Annotated in this window: 8 protein-coding genes; 3 read left to right on the top strand and 5 right to left on the bottom strand. The window is 53.1% G+C overall.

Features of this window, described 5'->3' with window-relative positions; all coding sequences use genetic code 11:
- Window positions 1-53 precede the first annotated feature (53 nt).
- On the bottom strand, window positions 54-1,106 hold the full coding sequence (gene apbE, locus ACWWFX_RS01425; protein WP_456146035.1) for an FAD:protein FMN transferase ApbE: 1,053 nt from the start codon (window positions 1,104-1,106) through the stop codon (window positions 54-56).
- A gap of 104 nt (window positions 1,107-1,210) precedes the next feature.
- Window positions 1,211-2,341, bottom strand: coding sequence for a porin OmpC (locus tag ACWWFX_RS01420; protein WP_276219788.1), 1,131 nt, complete (start codon window positions 2,339-2,341; stop codon window positions 1,211-1,213).
- Between the two features lie 808 nt (window positions 2,342-3,149).
- Between ACWWFX_RS01420 and rcsD the strand changes: the two genes are divergently transcribed.
- A complete protein-coding gene (gene rcsD / locus ACWWFX_RS01415) occupies window positions 3,150-5,825 on the top strand; it encodes a phosphotransferase RcsD (RefSeq protein ID WP_276219787.1) in 2,676 nt (891 codons plus the stop codon).
- Between the two features lie 16 nt (window positions 5,826-5,841).
- Complete coding sequence (rcsB, locus tag ACWWFX_RS01410) at window positions 5,842-6,492, top strand: response regulator transcription factor RcsB (RefSeq protein ID WP_015963687.1); 651 nt, start codon at window positions 5,842-5,844, stop codon at window positions 6,490-6,492.
- A gap of 45 nt (window positions 6,493-6,537) precedes the next feature.
- On the opposite strand, the gene rcsC is transcribed toward rcsB, so the two are convergent.
- Window positions 6,538-9,387, bottom strand: coding sequence for a two-component system sensor histidine kinase RcsC (gene rcsC / locus ACWWFX_RS01405; protein WP_276219786.1), 2,850 nt, complete (start codon window positions 9,385-9,387; stop codon window positions 6,538-6,540).
- A gap of 121 nt (window positions 9,388-9,508) precedes the next feature.
- Window positions 9,509-12,145 (bottom strand): DNA topoisomerase (ATP-hydrolyzing) subunit A, encoded by a 2,637-nt coding sequence (gene gyrA / locus ACWWFX_RS01400; protein ID WP_473223022.1) that lies wholly within the window; start codon window positions 12,143-12,145, stop codon window positions 9,509-9,511.
- A 158-nt stretch (window positions 12,146-12,303) separates the two neighbouring features.
- Here gyrA and ubiG point away from each other — a divergent pair, with 158 nt between their 5' ends.
- Window positions 12,304-13,026, top strand: coding sequence for a bifunctional 2-polyprenyl-6-hydroxyphenol methylase/3-demethylubiquinol 3-O-methyltransferase UbiG (gene ubiG / locus ACWWFX_RS01395; protein ID WP_015963684.1), 723 nt, complete (start codon window positions 12,304-12,306; stop codon window positions 13,024-13,026).
- A 29-nt stretch (window positions 13,027-13,055) separates the two neighbouring features.
- Here ubiG and yfaL read toward each other — a convergent pair whose 3' ends face one another.
- Window positions 13,056-16,850: an AIDA-I family autotransporter adhesin YfaL/EhaC gene (yfaL, locus tag ACWWFX_RS01390; protein ID WP_473223021.1), complete on the bottom strand. Its 3,795-nt coding sequence runs from the start codon at window positions 16,848-16,850 to the stop codon at window positions 13,056-13,058.
- Window positions 16,851-17,085 lie beyond the last annotated feature (235 nt).

The following is a 17,085-nucleotide window of genomic DNA, read 5'->3' as shown; positions in this document are numbered from 1 at the left end:
TGTACGACGACTTTGCCCTGGAGGAGACAGCAAAAAACCGGCAATCTTGCTTTTTAATTTTTACCGTTTACCAGAAACGCTTTGAACTGCGGCGACATCCAGGTGGTGAAGTTATCACCCTCTTTCATGATCATATACACCGCGAGCCCCTGCTCGCGCACCACTTCTTTGGCTTTTTCCGGGCCGAGAACCATCAGGCCGGTATCCCAGGCATCGGCTTCCAGCGCCGTCGGCGCAATCACCGTCACGGAAACCAGTTTGTGGGTAATGGGTCGGCCGGTTTGCGGGTCGATAACGTGAGAGATTCGCTGACCGTCCAGTTCGTAGTAGTTGCGATAGCTGCCGGATGTGCTGATCCCGTGACCATTGATATCGACAATCGCCTGTACGGCGTTCTCTTTATCAGTCGGTTTTTGAATCGCCACGCGCCACGGGCGGCCTTCCGCATTCATGCCGCGGCTCGACAGCGCGCCGCCAACGGACACCAGATAGCGCGAGATCCCCTCCTGTCCCATCAGGCGCGCAAGATGATCCGCCGCATACCCTTCGCCAACGGTCGAGAGATCAACATAGAGTTCAGGGAGATCTTTTTGCAGATACTGGCGACCTGCGGTGTTAATCACCGTCAGGTGTTGTAAGCCGGTTTTGGCTTTTGCCGCATCGATTTGTTCCTGCGTCGGCGTACTGACTGGCTGTTTATCCGGGCCAAAGCCCCACAGATTCACCAGCGGGCCCACGGTAATGTCCATCGCACCCCGGGTTTTTTGCCCGATACGCAGGGATTCGGTGACGATATCCGCCATGGCTTCGGTGACCGGCCACGGCGCGGTGCTGGAAGAGAGGTTAAAGCGCATCAACGCGGAGTCGTTTTTCCACGTCGAGAGTAGCTGGTCATCACCATCAAGCTGTGTCTGGATTTTTTCGCGCAGTTCATCGGCGCGTTTTTTATCGATATCCACCACGCTCACGCGCCAGAAGGTGCCCATTGTCTTGCCTTCGAGCACCGTTGCGGTTTCTTTTGATGGCGTGGCAGTACTGGCATTATCGCAGCCAGCAAGCAGTAACGCGACGCTCACCAGGGCCGCACGTAAGATATTCATTTCCATCCGGTATTATTTCTCCTGCAATGCGCGCAAGAGTACACCAATTATCTTAAACAAGGCATAAAAAAAGGAGCCTTTCGGCTCCTTTTTTGCAGGTTCGCAGTCGATTAGAACTGGTAAACCAGACCCAGTGCTACGACGTCATCGGTAGAGATGCCAGCAGCGCGGGTGAAGGTGTTGTCATCCAGCAGGTTGATTTTGTAATCAACATAGGTAGACATGTTTTTGTTGAAGTAGTAGGTCGCACCAACATCAACATATTTAACCAGATCCTGGTCGCCGAAGTCGCGGCCACCAGCAGCTACGAGGTCTTTGCCTTTAGACTGCAGGTAAGCAACGGACGGACGCAGACCGAAGTCGAACTGGTACTGTGCAACCACTTCGAAGTTCTGCGCTTTATCAGCGTAGCCACCGAAGTTCGTGTCATTGTTAACTTTGCCGAAGCGAGTTGCGTTGTAAGTCTGGGTGTACTGCGCGGCCAGATAGATGTTGTTCGCATCATATTTCAGACCACCGGTGTAGGTAGTCGCTTTGTCACCACGACCAAAGGCCGGGTTGGTGTTCTGAGCATCAGTACGTTTAGAGCTGGCAATCGCACCACCCACGCTGAAGCCTTCGCCGATGTCATAAGACAGGGAGCCGCCGAAGCCGTCACCGTTCTGTTTCAGATCGCCACGACCGTTGTTAGTCGTACCTTCGCCGCTTACGCTGCCGTTTTTACCCTGGTACTGCAGAGCAAAGTTCAGGCCATCAACCAGACCGAAGAAGTCAGTGTTACGGTAGGTTGCAACGCCGTTAGCACGAGACTGCAGGAAGTTGTCAGAACCGTAGGTGTCGCCGCCGAATTCCGGCAGAACGTCGGTCCATGAAGTGATGTCGTAAACAACGCCGTAGTTACGACCGTAGTCGAAGGAACCTGCATCACCGAAGCGCAGACCGGCGAATGCCAGACGAGTCCACGCCTGATCGCTGGAATCTTCAGTATTGTTCGCCTGAACGTTGTATTCCCACTGGCCGTAACCGGTCAGTTGGTCCTGGATCTGAGTCTCGCCTTTAACGCCGATACGCATGTAGGTCTGGTCGCCGTCTACGCCGTTGTCATCGGAGAAGTAGTGCAGACCGTCGATTTTACCGTACAGATCTAATTTGTTGCCGTCTTTGTTATAAATTTCAGCCGCATTTGCTGCGCCCGCTACCAGCAGTGCTGGTACCAGGAGGGACAGTACTTTAACTTTCATGTTAATAACCCTCTGTTATATGCCTTTTTATATGCCACTGCTTACTGGTCAACCCTCATTAACCAGTCGGCAAACCCATTGTGCTGCAAAATGCAGAATAATCCAACACCAAAATGATACTAAAACCTTAAAGGTGTTTCATTTATCCATATAGGTGTTTCAAAATGTAAATTCTACGGAACTTTTTTTCGCACAAATGGGTAAGAAAAATAGCACGGATAAACAAAGAGTTTTGAAATAGTCTTTCATAATCAATGAATTAAAATTGGTTACAGGTATAGCACTGAATGGTAAAACAAAAGTTTCACCCGCAACTAAAATAGATATCGCTATCATCATTAACTTTATTTATTACCGTCATTCAGTTCTGAATGTCTGTTTACCCCTATTTCCACCGGATGCATCGCATCCGGTTTTTTTTACCTTTCTTTACGTAACTTTAATCCCCACATGCTAACTCTCGTGAATTATAACGTTCATTAATTAATCATCCGCAAAATCCATAACAAATTACTAACATAATTTCACGTGATAATTTCTTGTTAATTCATGCTGTTTTTACCTAACGCAAATGCGGTTTTACCTCTCCATCGCCTTTTTATTCCTCGCATTTTTCTCCCTTTCAGGAGCTGAAAACCGCTGAAGTATGGCAATTGGCACAGTTCCCTTTATACTGCCTGCTGTACTCTCACCTGTTAGAGAGAATTTGACGTAGGTTCGCCGCGCAAAACAGGTTAAGACGTCCCACGCTCACCTATGTCTGAGCATATTCTCATTCAGATGCCGTTATGATGGGTTACACACGCCAATGAGTCAGTCTGACAAGAAAACGTCCGGTAAATTTTCCCTGCTGCCGGGCAGCATCACCCGCTTCTTCCTGTTAATGATCATCGTACTACTGGTAACGATGGGTGTGATGATTCAGAGCGCGGTAAACGCGTGGCTGAAGGACAAAAGCTATCAGATAGTCGACATGACCCATGCCGTGCATAAGCGCATTGATACCTGGCGTTATGCGACCTGGCAGATTTACGACAACATTGCCGCCGCCCCCTCTAGCGCCACGTCCAGCGAAGGGTTACAGGAAACGCGTCTTAAACAGGACGTCTATTATCTGGAAAAGCCGCGACGTAAAACCGAGGCGCTGATTTTCGGCTCCCACGACAGTTCGACGCTGGAAATTACTCAGCGCATGTCCACCTATCTCGATACACTGTGGGGCGCGGAAACCATCCCATGGTCGATGTATTACCTGAACGGCCAGGATAACAGCCTGATCCTTATTTCTACGCTGCCGTTAAAAGATCTCTCCTCCGGATTCAAAGAATCTACGGTGGGTAGCATCGTCGATTCGCGCCGCGCCGAGATGCTCCAGCAGGCAAATACGCTGGACGAACGTGAAACCTTCTCTTCCCTGCGCCGGCTGGCGTGGCAAAACGGCCACTACTTCACTTTGCGCACCACCTTTAACCAGCCGGGACATCTTGCGACGGTGGTGGCATTTGACCTGCCGATTAACGATCTTGTGCCACCGGCGATGTCTCTCGACAGTTTCCGCCTCGAACAGGACCCGTCGCAGAACGCCCTGCGTAGCCAGGATAAAGAGCCCAGTGATAGCGTCGCGATTAACTTCAACAGCTCGCGTATTGAGATCTCTTCATCGCTGAATTCGACCGGCATGCGTCTGGTGTGGCAGGTCCCGTTTGGCACGCTGTTGCTGGATACCTTCCAGAACATCATGCTACCGCTGCTGCTGAATATCGGCCTGCTGGCGCTGGCGCTGTTCGGTTACTCCACGTTCCGCCATCAGACGGGCCGCAAAAGCGCAGCTACCGCGCCGGTGTCTGGCGCTAATAACGAACTGCGTTTACTGCGCGCTATCAATGAAGAGATTGTGTCGCTGCTGCCGCTGGGGCTGCTGGTGCACGATCAGGAATCGAACCGTACGTTAATTAGCAATAAAATCGCCGATCATCTGTTGCCGCACCTTAACCTGCAAAATATCACCAGCATGGCGGATCAGCATCAGGGCGTGATTCAGGCCACTATTAATAATGAACTGTACGAAATTCGCCAGTTCCGCAGTCAGGTCTCACCACGGATGCAGATCTTCATTATTCGCGATCAAGACCGCGAAGTGCTGGTGAATAAGAAGCTCAAGCAGGCGCAGCGTCTGTATGAAAAAAATCAGCAGGGCCGCGCGGCCTTTATGCAAAATATCAGCGACACCTTAAAGCAACCGATCAAAACGCTGGCCGCCGAGGCCGCCGCGATAGACACCACTGAAAGCCAGAAGCTGGCGAATAATGCCGACCTGCTGGTCCGTCTGGTTGATGAAATACAGCTCGCCAATATGCTGGAGAATGACAGCTGGAAAGGCGCATCCACGCTCTTCTCGCTCCAGGATTTGATTGATGAAGTAGTGCCTGAAGTCCTGCCCGCAATCAAACGTAAAGGCCTGCAACTGCTAATCAACAATCAGCTTCCGGCCAAAGAGCAGCGTCACGGCGATCGCGATGCCTTGCGCCGTATTCTGTTGCTGCTGATTCAGTACGCGGTAACCACGACTCAGATTGGCAAAATCACGCTGGAAGTGAATGCCGATGAGTCTGCGGGCGAGCGCCTGACCTTCCGCATTCTGGATACCGGCAACGGCGTATCACACGGTGAAATTGATAACCTGCATTTCCCGTATCTGAACGACACCCAGTCCGATCGTTACGGTAAAGCGAACGCCCTCACCTTCTGGCTGTGTGACCAACTGGCTCGTAAGCTGGGCGGGCATCTGAATATTAAAGCGCGCGAATCATTGGGTACCCGCTACTCGCTGCACGTAAAAATGGCACCGCGCGAAGAGGACAGCGAGCAGGAAGAACGCCTGCTGGACGACGTGGTTGCCATGGTGGATATCACCTCAAACGAGATTCGCACCATCGTGACGCGTCAGCTGGAAAGCTGGGGGGCGACCTGCATCACGCCGGACGAAAGGGCGACGAGTCAAGAATTTGATATCTTTTTAACAGATAATCCGTCTAATCTTACTGCTTCGGGCTTGCTTTTAAGCGATGATGAAGCTGGGATACGCAAAATTGGCCCTGGCCAACTGCGTGTTAACTTTAATATCAGTAATGCTATGCAGGACGCTGTCCTTCAGCTTATTGAAGAGCAACTGGCACAGGAAGAGGTCACGGAATCACCTCTTGGCGGCGATGAAAACGCCGAGCTTCAGGCCAGCGGCTATTATGCGCTGTTTGTTGATACGGTACCGGAAGATGTTAGCAGGCTGTATACTGAATGCGACGCGCGTGATTTTGCCGCGTTGGCACAGACAGCCCACCGCCTGAAGGGGGTGTTTGCTATGCTTAACCTGGTTCCTGGCAAGCAGTTGTGTGAAACGCTTGAGCATGTCATTCGTGAGAAAGATGCTCCGGCCATAGAAAAATATGTCAGCGACATTGACGCCTACGTCAAGAGCTTGCTGTAGCAAGGTAGCCTTTATTATGAACAATATGAACGTAATTATTGCCGATGATCATCCGATAGTTCTGTTTGGTATTCGCAAATCACTGGAACAGATCGAATGGGTCAACGTTGTCGGCGAATTTGAAGACTCCACCGCGCTGATTAACAATTTACCGAAACTGGATGCACATGTCCTGATCACCGACCTTTCCATGCCGGGCGACAAATATGGCGATGGGATCACGCTTATCAAATACATTAAGCGTCATTTCCCAGGTATTTCCATTATCGTTCTGACCATGAATAACAACCCGGCTATTCTGAGCGCGGTGCTGGATCTGGATATCGAAGGTATTGTCCTGAAACAGGGTGCGCCGACCGACCTGCCTAAAGCGCTGGCCGCGTTACAAAAAGGGAAGAAATTCACCCCGGAAAGCGTCTCTCGCCTGCTGGAGAAAATCAGCGCGGGCGGTTATGGCGACAAACGTTTGTCACCAAAAGAGAGCGAAGTGTTGCGCCTGTTTGCAGAAGGCTTCCTGGTGACCGAGATTGCCAAGAAACTGAATCGCAGTATCAAGACCATCAGTAGCCAGAAGAAATCAGCAATGATGAAACTGGGTGTGGAAAACGATATTGCTCTGCTGAACTATCTCTCCTCTGTCACGCTTTCCCCGACAGATAAAGAGTAATGCTCTAAGAATGAATCCCCCGGCCAGCCGGGGGATTTTTTTATCTTATGATTCCCGCGTTTTTCTCACCCGCGCCGCATAGACTGCCAGTGTTTGCTTCAGCACATCCAGCGTCACCGGTTTTGACAGGCAGCTATCCATCCCTGACTCCAGGCAGCGCTGTTTCTCTTCCGCCAGTGCGTTGGCGGTAACGCCGACAACCGGCAGCGTCAGGCCAAGCTGACGGATACGCTGCGTTAAACGATAGCCATCCATGTTCGGCATGTTCACGTCGCTGAGCACAATATCAATATGATTTTTGCTCAGCACATTGAGCGCATCGACACCGTCATTCGCCGTCATACACTGATAACCCAGCGTACCCAGTTGATCCGCCAGCAGGCGACGGTTGATCGGGTGATCGTCCACCACGAGGATCATCATATCGTCATTGCTATCCACAGCCACTTCGTGCGCCGATGACGACTCCGCGTGATCCGCATTGCCCACTTTAATCCGGTAAATACGCCCCAGCAGGGTCATTAACTCGTGCGGGGAAACAATACTGTGCACCCATTCGCCCGGCGCGCGTTCGAGAGGAATGCCGATATGGCGACGACAGAAGATCACCGCCGCCCTGCCCGCCCACGGTTTCTCCAGATCATCGTCCGTGATCAGCAAATCATCCTGTGCCGGCTCTTCACCTTCGTAGCGCTGCACGTCCACGCCGTGCCATGTCAGCAGCGTTTCAATAAACTGATACAGAGATTCGTTGCGAATCGCCAGCCAGCAGCGTTTTTGCGCCAGCGCGTCAATCACCAGCGGCGCGGCATTCTGCGCGCCGTACAGCGGAATACGCACCGTAAACTGACTGCCCATGCCCGGTTCCGTATCGACGGCAATATCACCGTCCATCATGTTGATGAGCTTCTCACAAATCGCCAGCCCCAGCCCGGTGCCCTGGAAGTTGCGCTGCACGCCGGTTCCGACCTGGAAGAACGGGTCAAACAGGCGTACCACCTCTTTCGCCGGAATGCCCACGCCGGTATCACGGATGCTGATACTCAGGTAATCACCTTCACGCTTAAGATGCAAAATGATGCAGCCAATATCGGTAAACTTGATGGCATTACTCAGGATATTGGAGATAACCTGCTGCAAACGCATCGGATCGCCTAGCATCTGCGGCGGCACATTAGGCTCGATAAAGCAGTACATTCCGACCCGTTTACGCACCACCAGCGGCAGGTAGTTGGCGGTAATGTGGTTCATCACCTCTTTCGGCGAGAACTCGCGCGGCTCGATTTTTAGCTGTTCAGATTCAATTTTCGAGAAATCGAGAATGTCGCTGATGATCTTCAGCAGCAGGCTCGAGGAGTTGTTCATCGCCGTCACCAGACGCCCGACGCCTTTCGGTAACTCTTTGGTTTGCAACAAATCAAGGTTACCGATGATGCCATACAGCGGCGTACGCAGTTCGTGACTGACGGTGGCAAGGAACATCGATTTCGACTGGCTGGCCTGCTCCGCCGCCTGCGCCATCTCCTGCAACGACTCTTCCATTTTGACGCGCGAGCTTACGTCTACCAACACACAAATTGCCACGTTTTCATTGCGATAGCGCGAATGCACAAAGCTGATTTGCAGGTTGGTATTGTTACTGGTTAGCACATCGACAAAGTTAACCTGCTGGCCGCAGATAATCTGCGTTAAGCGCTGCCTGTCTTCGTGCGTCAGCATATTCAGGTAGTTATGCGCCAGTTCATTACTCAGTATATTGGTGCCGTCCTGGGTGCGCAGAATACAGATCCCGACCGGCGCGGAGGCAACGATTTTACGGTTGAACTGCTCATGCTCTTCCAGACGTTGGGCATCTGACTCGGCAGGAATAAATATCCGCCGCTCGTACATTCTCGCCATGGTGAACAGCGCTATCCCGGTCAGGATATTAAGCAGCACGGCGTTGAGGATCAGCATGCGGATGCGCTCAAGCACCAAATCCACCGGTACGGAGTAGACAATGCTCAGCGACGAGGGCGGCAGATTCTTTTTCAGCACCAGTTCGCGGAAGCCGCTGCTGTAGCCAAACCACGCACGCTCCTGCATCCAGCGCTGATCGATGCGCAGTTTGCTGTCCGGCCCGGTGAGGGAGATCAGCGAATCGCCGTTTTCATCAAGAATGGTGACACCAATCGGTAAACTCCCCGGCGTGAAGAAGTTTTCCATACGGATGGTTTGTTCAACGCCCAGCAACGCCTGCAAACGGTTTGCCAGATACACCGGCGTTAAGGCATAGAAATAGCCGACACCCGGTCGCGGCCCCTGGCTAATCCAGAACAGGTTGCTGCCGCTCTCATCCTGCGGCGCACTGCGGTACTTCACAATGCGGTCATGCAGGGTTTTCAGCGCCTGGTTACGTTCAATCGGCATATCCCGCAGGCCAAAGTTCGCCATGCACAGGTTTTCACTGCCAATTAAAAACACACGGTTGAGATCGTAGGCGGCGGAGAAATTGTCGCGCCAGTAACGCAGGAACCAGGAAAGCGACTCCAGCGAGCCGCGCCACGCATCGTCCAGCGCGGAACAATCTGAATCGGCAAACAGAGGCTCGAAGTCCGGGACTTCAGTATTATCTTTTATCGACGCGGGAGGCAGCACGCCGTTCGTTGCCGTAAGACGGTTTTCGGCAATGTACTTCAGTTCTTTGATGACATCCGACGTACGCTGGATATAGCGCTGTGCCTGATCGGAACTCAGGTTAAATTCCTGACGTATCTCTGACTCTTTCTGATGCAAGGCATTCACGATATAGAAAACCGATGCGAGGGCAATCAGCAACCAGAGTAGCAGCGCCAGCGCCCGGAACAGGTAGCGTGAGACTTTAAGCGTCGTACGAAAGGAGACAAGATATTTCAAAGGGGCGAAACTCCGCCATCAAAGGCTAACAGGATGTGGTTAAGGTAACGGTAAAACCCATTTGCCGCAACGCAGAAAAAAGGCCGGTTTATAACCGGCCTTTATTGTTGCGTCTCACGATTTACTCGTCAGCGTCGTCCGCTACGTCGTCATCGGTGTCCGTTTCCGGTGCGATTTCATCGTCACCTTCTGCGGCGCTGCCGTCGATGGCGTCGAGTTCTTCGTCATCAACCGGTTCAGCCACACGTTGCAGACCCACTACGTTTTCATCTTCCGCAGTACGGATGAGGATAACGCCCTGGGTGTTACGACCGACGATGCTCACTTCGGAAACGCGCGTACGCACCAGCGTACCGGCATCAGTGATCATCATGATCTGATCGCAATCGTCAACCTGCACCGCGCCCACAACGGAACCATTACGCTCGGTCACTTTGATCGAGATAACGCCCTGTGTCGCACGTGACTTGGTCGGATACTCTTCCGCCGCAGTACGTTTACCGTAACCGTTCTGGGTGACGGTCAGGATTGCGCCTTCGCCACGCGGAATGATCAGAGAAACGACCTTGTCCTCACCTGCCAGTTTAATGCCGCGTACACCGGTCGCCGTACGACCCATGGCGCGGACGGCGTCTTCTTTGAAGCGCACCACTTTACCGGCAGCAGAGAACAGCATGACTTCATCAGAACCGGACGTCAGGTCAACGCCAATCAGTTCGTCGCCGTCGTTCAGGTTCACGGCGATGATACCGGCAGAACGCGGACGGCTGAACTCGGTCAGCGCCGTTTTCTTCACGGTACCGCTGGCGGTCGCCATAAAGACGTTCACGCCCTCTTCGTACTCGCGTACCGGCAGAATGGCGGTGATACGTTCGTCGGCTTCCAGCGGCAGCAGGTTGACGATCGGACGACCACGCGCGCCTCGGCTGGCTTCCGGCAACTGATAAACCTTCATCCAGTACAAACGACCACGGCTGGAGAAGCAGAGGATCGTGTCATGGGTGTTGGCCACCAGCAGGCGGTCGATAAAGTCTTCTTCTTTAATACGTGCTGCTGATTTGCCTTTACCGCCACGACGCTGTGCTTCGTAATCGGTAAGCGGCTGATATTTCACGTAGCCCTGATGAGACAGAGTCACAACAACATCTTCCTGGCTGATCAGGTCTTCGATGTTGATGTCAGCGGTGTTCGCGGTGATTTCAGTACGACGGTTATCGCCAAACTGTTCACGCACCAGCTCCAGCTCTTCGCGGATCACTTCCATCAGACGATCGGCGCTGCCCAGAATGTGCAGCAGTTCGGCGATCTGTTCCAGCAGCTCTTTGTATTCGTCGAGCAGTTTTTCATGCTCCAGGCCGGTCAGTTTCTGCAGACGCAGATCCAGAATGGCCTGTGCCTGCTGTTCGGTCAGGTAATATTTACCGTCACGTACGCCGAATTCCGGCTCCAGCCACTCAGGACGCGCCGCGTCATCACCCGCACGTTCCAGCATCGCGGCAACGTTGCCCAGATCCCACGGCTGTGCGACCAGGCCTGCTTTTGCTTCAGCAGGCGTCGGCGCACGACGGATCAGTTCAATGATCGGGTCGATGTTCGCCAGCGCAACAGCCAGCGCTTCAAGGATGTGCGCACGGTCGCGCGCTTTACGCAGTTCGAAAATGGTACGACGCGTCACCACTTCACGACGGTGACGTACGAACGCGGAAAGAATATCTTTCAGGTTCATGATCTTCGGCTGACCATGGTGCAGTGCCACCATGTTGATACCGAAGGAAACCTGTAGCTGAGTCTGGGAGTAGAGGTTGTTAAGAACCACTTCGCCCACCGCATCGCGTTTCACTTCAATCACGATGCGCATACCGTCTTTATCAGACTCGTCACGCAGCGCGCTGATGCCTTCCACGCGTTTGTCTTTCACCAGTTCGGCGATTTTCTCGATCAGGCGAGCTTTGTTCACCTGATACGGAATTTCGTGCACGATGATGGTTTCGCGGTTGGTTTTCGCGTCAGTTTCCACTTCCGCGCGGGCGCGAATGTAAATTTTGCCACGACCGGTACGGTAGGCTTCTTCAATACCGCGACGACCATTGATGATGGCCGCTGTAGGGAAGTCCGGACCCGGAATGTGTTCCATCAGGCCTTCGATGGTGATGTCTTCATCATCGATGTAAGCCAGACAGCCGTTGATCACTTCCGTGAGGTTGTGTGGCGGAATGTTCGTCGCCATACCTACTGCGATACCGGAAGAACCGTTCACCAGCAGGTTAGGAATTTTAGTTGGCATGACGTCCGGAATTTTTTCCGTGCCGTCATAGTTATCCACGAAGTCTACCGTCTCTTTTTCGAGATCGGCCATCAGCTCATGGGCAATTTTCGCCAGACGGATTTCCGTATAACGCATTGCCGCAGCGGAGTCGCCGTCGATAGAACCGAAGTTACCCTGGCCGTCAACCAGCATGTAACGCAGTGAAAACGGCTGCGCCATACGGACGATGGTGTCATACACCGCGGAATCACCATGGGGATGGTATTTACCGATTACGTCACCAACGACACGGGCAGATTTTTTGTAGGCTTTGTTCCAGTCATTGCCCAATACGTTCATGGCGTAAAGTACGCGACGGTGTACCGGCTTCAGGCCATCTCGGACATCCGGCAGCGCACGGCCAACAATGACCGACATCGCGTAATCCAGATAGGAGCTCTTCAGCTCTTCCTCAATGTTGACCGGTGTAATTTCTCTCGCAAGGTCGCTCATCTAACCGCTATCCCTCTACTGTATCCCGGATTCAAAGGTCGCAAATTATAACACAACCGCGTAAAGACAGGTAAACCTATAGCGTTCTGCCAGAGCTTTATTCGCGTCGTTGTGCTGATATACTCGCGGTAATAATGAAATAAGGACCAGGAGTGCCCATGAATGCCGAAAAAAACACGTTAGCGCCCAACGTTGACCACGACGAAATCGCCAAATTTGAAGCCGTGGCTTCGCGCTGGTGGGATCTGGAAGGCGAGTTTAAACCGTTGCATCGGATCAACCCGCTGCGTCTGGGCTATATCGCCGAACGCGCTGACGGCCTTTTCGGCAAGAAAGTGCTGGATGTCGGCTGCGGCGGCGGCATCCTTGCCGAGAGCATGGCGCGCGAAGGCGCGGAAGTCACCGGCCTGGATATGGGCTTTGAACCGTTACAGGTCGCGCGTTTGCACTCGCTGGAGTCTGGCATTCACGTCGATTACGTGCAGGAAACTGTGGAAGAACACGCGGCAAAACATGCGCAGCAATACGATGTTGTCACCTGCATGGAAATGCTGGAGCACGTGCCGGACCCGCAATCCGTCGTAAAAGCCTGCGCGCAACTGGTGAAACCGGGCGGTCATGTTTTCTTCTCCACCCTGAACCGCAACGGCAAATCCTGGCTGATGGCGGTGATCGGCGCGGAATACATTCTGAAAATGGTGCCAAAAGGGACGCACGATATTAAGAAGTTTATCAAGCCCGCCGAACTGCTGAGCTGGGTCGATGAAACCGACCTGCGCGAACAGCATATGATCGGCCTGCACTACAACCCGCTGACCAACACCTTTAAGCTGGCCCCGGGCGTCGATGTGAATTACATGGTGCATACCAAAAATAAATAGTTGTCTGCCCGCGCCTGCGCGCGGGCCTTTTACCACTTCGCCGTAAACGAAAGATACCCCGCCGTCTGTGAGAAATCCTGCGTTCCCTTTTGCCACGCCACATTGGCGCGTAGCGACATGCGCGGGCTGAGCGCCGCCTGAATCCCCATTTTAACTTCACCGCGCGTATCGCCTGCCTCATCGGTTATCGTACTGCCATCTTCATCCAGCGTGGCCGCGTGCGGCTCGCGGAGATAATTGACATCAAGCGTCGGGATTATGTGCAGTGCGTTCGTCGAAGGAACACGCCATTCGCTGTGCAGACCCAGCCGCATTTGCACATCATCGCCCTGCGCCTGCGTAACCCGAGAGTGGTTGCTGGCGGTGAAATCCGCCTGCTTCACCCCCTGATAAATCACCTGCGCCTGCGGCTCAAGCAGAAAACCGTTGCCCAGCGGCCATTGATAGCCGCCTTCCAGCGAGGCCAGTACGCCGTTGCTGTGGTAGCGATCTTCCCCGGCCTGTGATTCAGACACCTGGTTATCAAACCACGCGTACTGCAACCAGCTGTCGAGCCACACGCCCTGCCGGTTAAAACCATGCTGCAACCAGGTTGCGGTGATGCCCAGGCCATAACCGTGGTTGCTGTTATCGGCGTGGGTTTGGGTGACCGTTGAGCGGCTTTCGCCCTGGTTATCGCTATAACCGCCGACCACGCCCAGCATCCACCGGCCATCTTCCCCCGTGAGCCGCGTTAAGATATTGCCGCTGAGCTGTACCGTAGAAAAATCCTCATGCTGCGCCAGCTGGTCGGCGAGCGTGCTGTCACGGCGACCTCCGACTACCCGCACATGCAGCGGTTGCCCATCCGCGCCCGCATGGTCGCGACGCTCCATCACAAACGCCTGATTTGCCGCGCGCAGGTTGTTCATATACCCCCCCGTTTTGGCATTGAGCACGGGTTCAAATGCGGGTGTTGGATCCGGCGTTGGGTCTGGATCCGGATCGGGAGGCGAAGGTGGTGCCGGGGGCGACGGCGGTGCGGGAGGATCTGGCGGCGTGGGCGGCGCAGGTGGTTCTGGTGGCGCGGGCGGGGCAATCTGCTGGGAGCGCAGATACCAGTCATTGTTATCTTCCACAAGGCTATAGTCGTACGCGCCCATATTGATATAGCCATTGCCCGCCAGGCTAAACTGCGCCGCATTCTGATAACTGCCAGAATCGGCCGTAAAATCGACCACTTTAATTCCTGTCGCCGTCGGCTGCCCTATGCCGGAAACCGGATCAATCACCACCGTCGTAGTGCCGGAGGTGTTACCGTTAAGCACCAGCATATCGCTGGCTGAATCATCACCATCCAGTTCGCTGTCCATCTCCAGCGTGCCGCCGCCGATATAATCACCGTTGACCGTCAGCGTATCGCCCGCCGTACCGTTCGCCATGCTGATGGTTCCCGTGGTATTGGTCAGATTGCCGTTCACCGTCACACCGGCCAGATTGGTGACGCTGTCGGTCTGGAGATTCGTGTCTAACGTACCGCTCAGCGTTACGCCGTCAGTGGCATTCACCAGCGTCCCCGTGCCGCTAAATATCGAGGCATCTAACGCGCTGGCGGTATCCTGATCGTTAAGGCGAAGCACGGTACCGTCGGTAATGTCGATGGTTCCGGCGGAAGTCGTGTCAATAGATTGCACATTCTGATCCATCCCGGTTTCAAAGGTCGCGCCCTCGCCGACCCACAGCGATGACGCATAGGGAATGATGTCTACCGCATCGCCTTTCAGTGTTCCGTCTTCCACCCTCACCGCCGACGTCGCCGTGCCGCTGGCGGTCAGTTCGAGTGTCCCAGTGCCGGTTTTGGTGAACGTGCTGGTGCTATCCTGCTGTGCGCCCGTACTGTCGGCCATCAGCCCGCCCCACTGGGTATCCACGCCGTCTTCCACGCGAACTTCTCCATCGGCGCGCATTTCGATATTGCGCGCATGACCCGCGGTTGCTGAGCGGGTATCGACATCGGCGGTCACATCCATTTCGCTGTGCTGCTGAGGGTTGGTAAAAATCAGTGAGCGGTTGTAATCGGTATTGCCCAGTTGTGTGTTATCACTGACCTCAAGAATGCCCGAGGCAATTTGCGTATCACCCAAATAGGTATTGTCGTTCGCCAGGCTCACGCGCTGGTCGCTGGCATTAATCACCACGTAAACACCGTCGCCAGCAATTTGCGTGTTCTCACCGCCGCTGATATCCACCACATCGTTTTGACCGATCACCGTACCGCCGCTGCCGCTGATTGCCAGGCCATCATTGGCGGTATTTTCGCCGTCATAGGTAGCGTAATCAGAGAGATCCAGCACGCCGCCGTTTAAGACAATCGACTGAGGATCAGCCTGCATGGCCTGCAAATCGTTTTGATCGCCCACCAGAGAAAGCACGCCGTTATCTTCCACCACTACATCGCCGGTTAAGGCCATTGCCGCTGCGCCTGCCAGGGTATAGCTGCCGTTTTGCGCGACGGTTAACTGCCCCGCACCTTCGATTGTGCCGCGGAATACGCCGCTGTTGACGGTGACATTTCCGCCCTCATCAATATGCAGCACGCCATTTTCAAACCCGGTCAGCGAGTGGACAAACGTCTGCTGCGTATTCCCCACATTCAATTCGGCCTGATTGTCGGCGTTAAGCGGAGTGCCTATTTGCAGCCCATAGCAATTCTGCGGATCGCTTTGACAATGGGTATCTCCGACATTCATGAGTGAATTATCGCGCCCTAACGTGACTTCCCCATTCTGGATAGTCATTTCACCGGTAAAATCGTTATTATCGGCATTGAGCACCAGTTCACCCGCACCGGTTTTGGTAATAAGCCCGGTGCCCGCAATCGAATCTATCGCACCGTCATTGGCGACGTCGCCAATCACCATGGTTTTATTAGCTGCAATATCAAAATCCACGCTGCTGTTGCCAACATACAGGAAACCGCCCGCTGCCGTTGAGGCGCTGCCGCTATATCCCTGTGCACTATTATTGTCATTTATCAGTACGCCCCCATTTTGCTGGTAACTTTCATCCAGTGAGATATCAATAATGTAGGGGTCACTCCCACTGTTGGTATAAATTGCACCGCCTTCCCCTTCAGCAATATTATTAGTAAAGCGGGTATTATTAATGACAGTTACACCAGAAAGATGCGATTTATCACTTTCATTATCCGTAACGTCCAGCGCACCACCATCGCCATCACTATAAGTGGTTGATGTATAGGCCTGATTATTATCAAATACATCATCGCTAAAATAGTTGCTGTTATTAATAGAATAAATTGCCCCACCTTTGCCATCGTTGGCAATATTCCCGGTGAAGAGCGTATTTGTGGCAATCAGATCCGCATCGCCGCTATCGTTCGTGCCCCCGGAATAGATAGCCCCGCCATAACCGCCCGCAATATTATTACTGAAGATCACATGGTCAAGATCAATCGTCGCGTTTTCTTTAGCGAAAATCGCCCCACCATTATTATATTCTCCGCTCACATGGTTGTTGGCAAAGAGTGTCATTCCATTATTATTTTTCGGTGAGGCGCTGAAGCTCGCCCCTCCGGCAAGAAAAACCGCCCCGCCGCTGGTATTTTCATTCGCATTCTGGAAGATGAGCCATTGGTCATCGGCTACGCGCCAGTTCGCACTGCCTCCCGAGAGGCTCTGGCGGCTGGCCTGACAACTGGTGATGACCTGGTCTCCCTGGCATGTCTGCACCGCCTGCGCCTGTATCGCTGGCCAGGCCAGCACAGGGGGCAGTATCAGCAGGTATCCTTTCCTTCTAAAAACTCGCTGTTTTTTATTTCGCATAATCCAAAACCGATGGGTCAATACAGAAAATCATTTAAAATCTAACTCGGAAATAAGCGAAACACAGATTTGTAAAAATAATAACGACTACAATAAGAATTACCGCACAACATTTAATTCTATTAAAAAAGAAATTAAGCAAATCTACACCGGAGAACGCAAAAGTCGAAAATAATATATGCAATTTTAATGTGCAGATTTCTTTTGCTCCGACAGTCAAACAAAATAAACATAT

The organism is Pseudocitrobacter sp. 2023LY-00077 (assembly GCF_055796175.1).
This window is presented reverse-complemented; position numbering and strand designations above follow the sequence as displayed.

Coding starts and splice junctions, on each gene's coding strand:
- ubiG (WP_015963684.1), top strand. CDS start 12,304: ATGAATGCCGAAAAAAACACGTTAGCGCCCAACGTTGACCACGACGAA.
- rcsD (WP_276219787.1), top strand. CDS start 3,150: ATGAGTCAGTCTGACAAGAAAACGTCCGGTAAATTTTCCCTGCTGCCG.
- gyrA (WP_473223022.1), bottom strand. CDS start 12,145: ATGAGCGACCTTGCGAGAGAAATTACACCGGTCAACATTGAGGAAGAG.
- apbE (WP_456146035.1), bottom strand. CDS start 1,106: ATGGAAATGAATATCTTACGTGCGGCCCTGGTGAGCGTCGCGTTACTG.
- ACWWFX_RS01420 (WP_276219788.1), bottom strand. CDS start 2,341: ATGAAAGTTAAAGTACTGTCCCTCCTGGTACCAGCACTGCTGGTAGCG.
- rcsB (WP_015963687.1), top strand. CDS start 5,842: ATGAACAATATGAACGTAATTATTGCCGATGATCATCCGATAGTTCTG.
- yfaL (WP_473223021.1), bottom strand. CDS start 16,850: ATGCGAAATAAAAAACAGCGAGTTTTTAGAAGGAAAGGATACCTGCTG.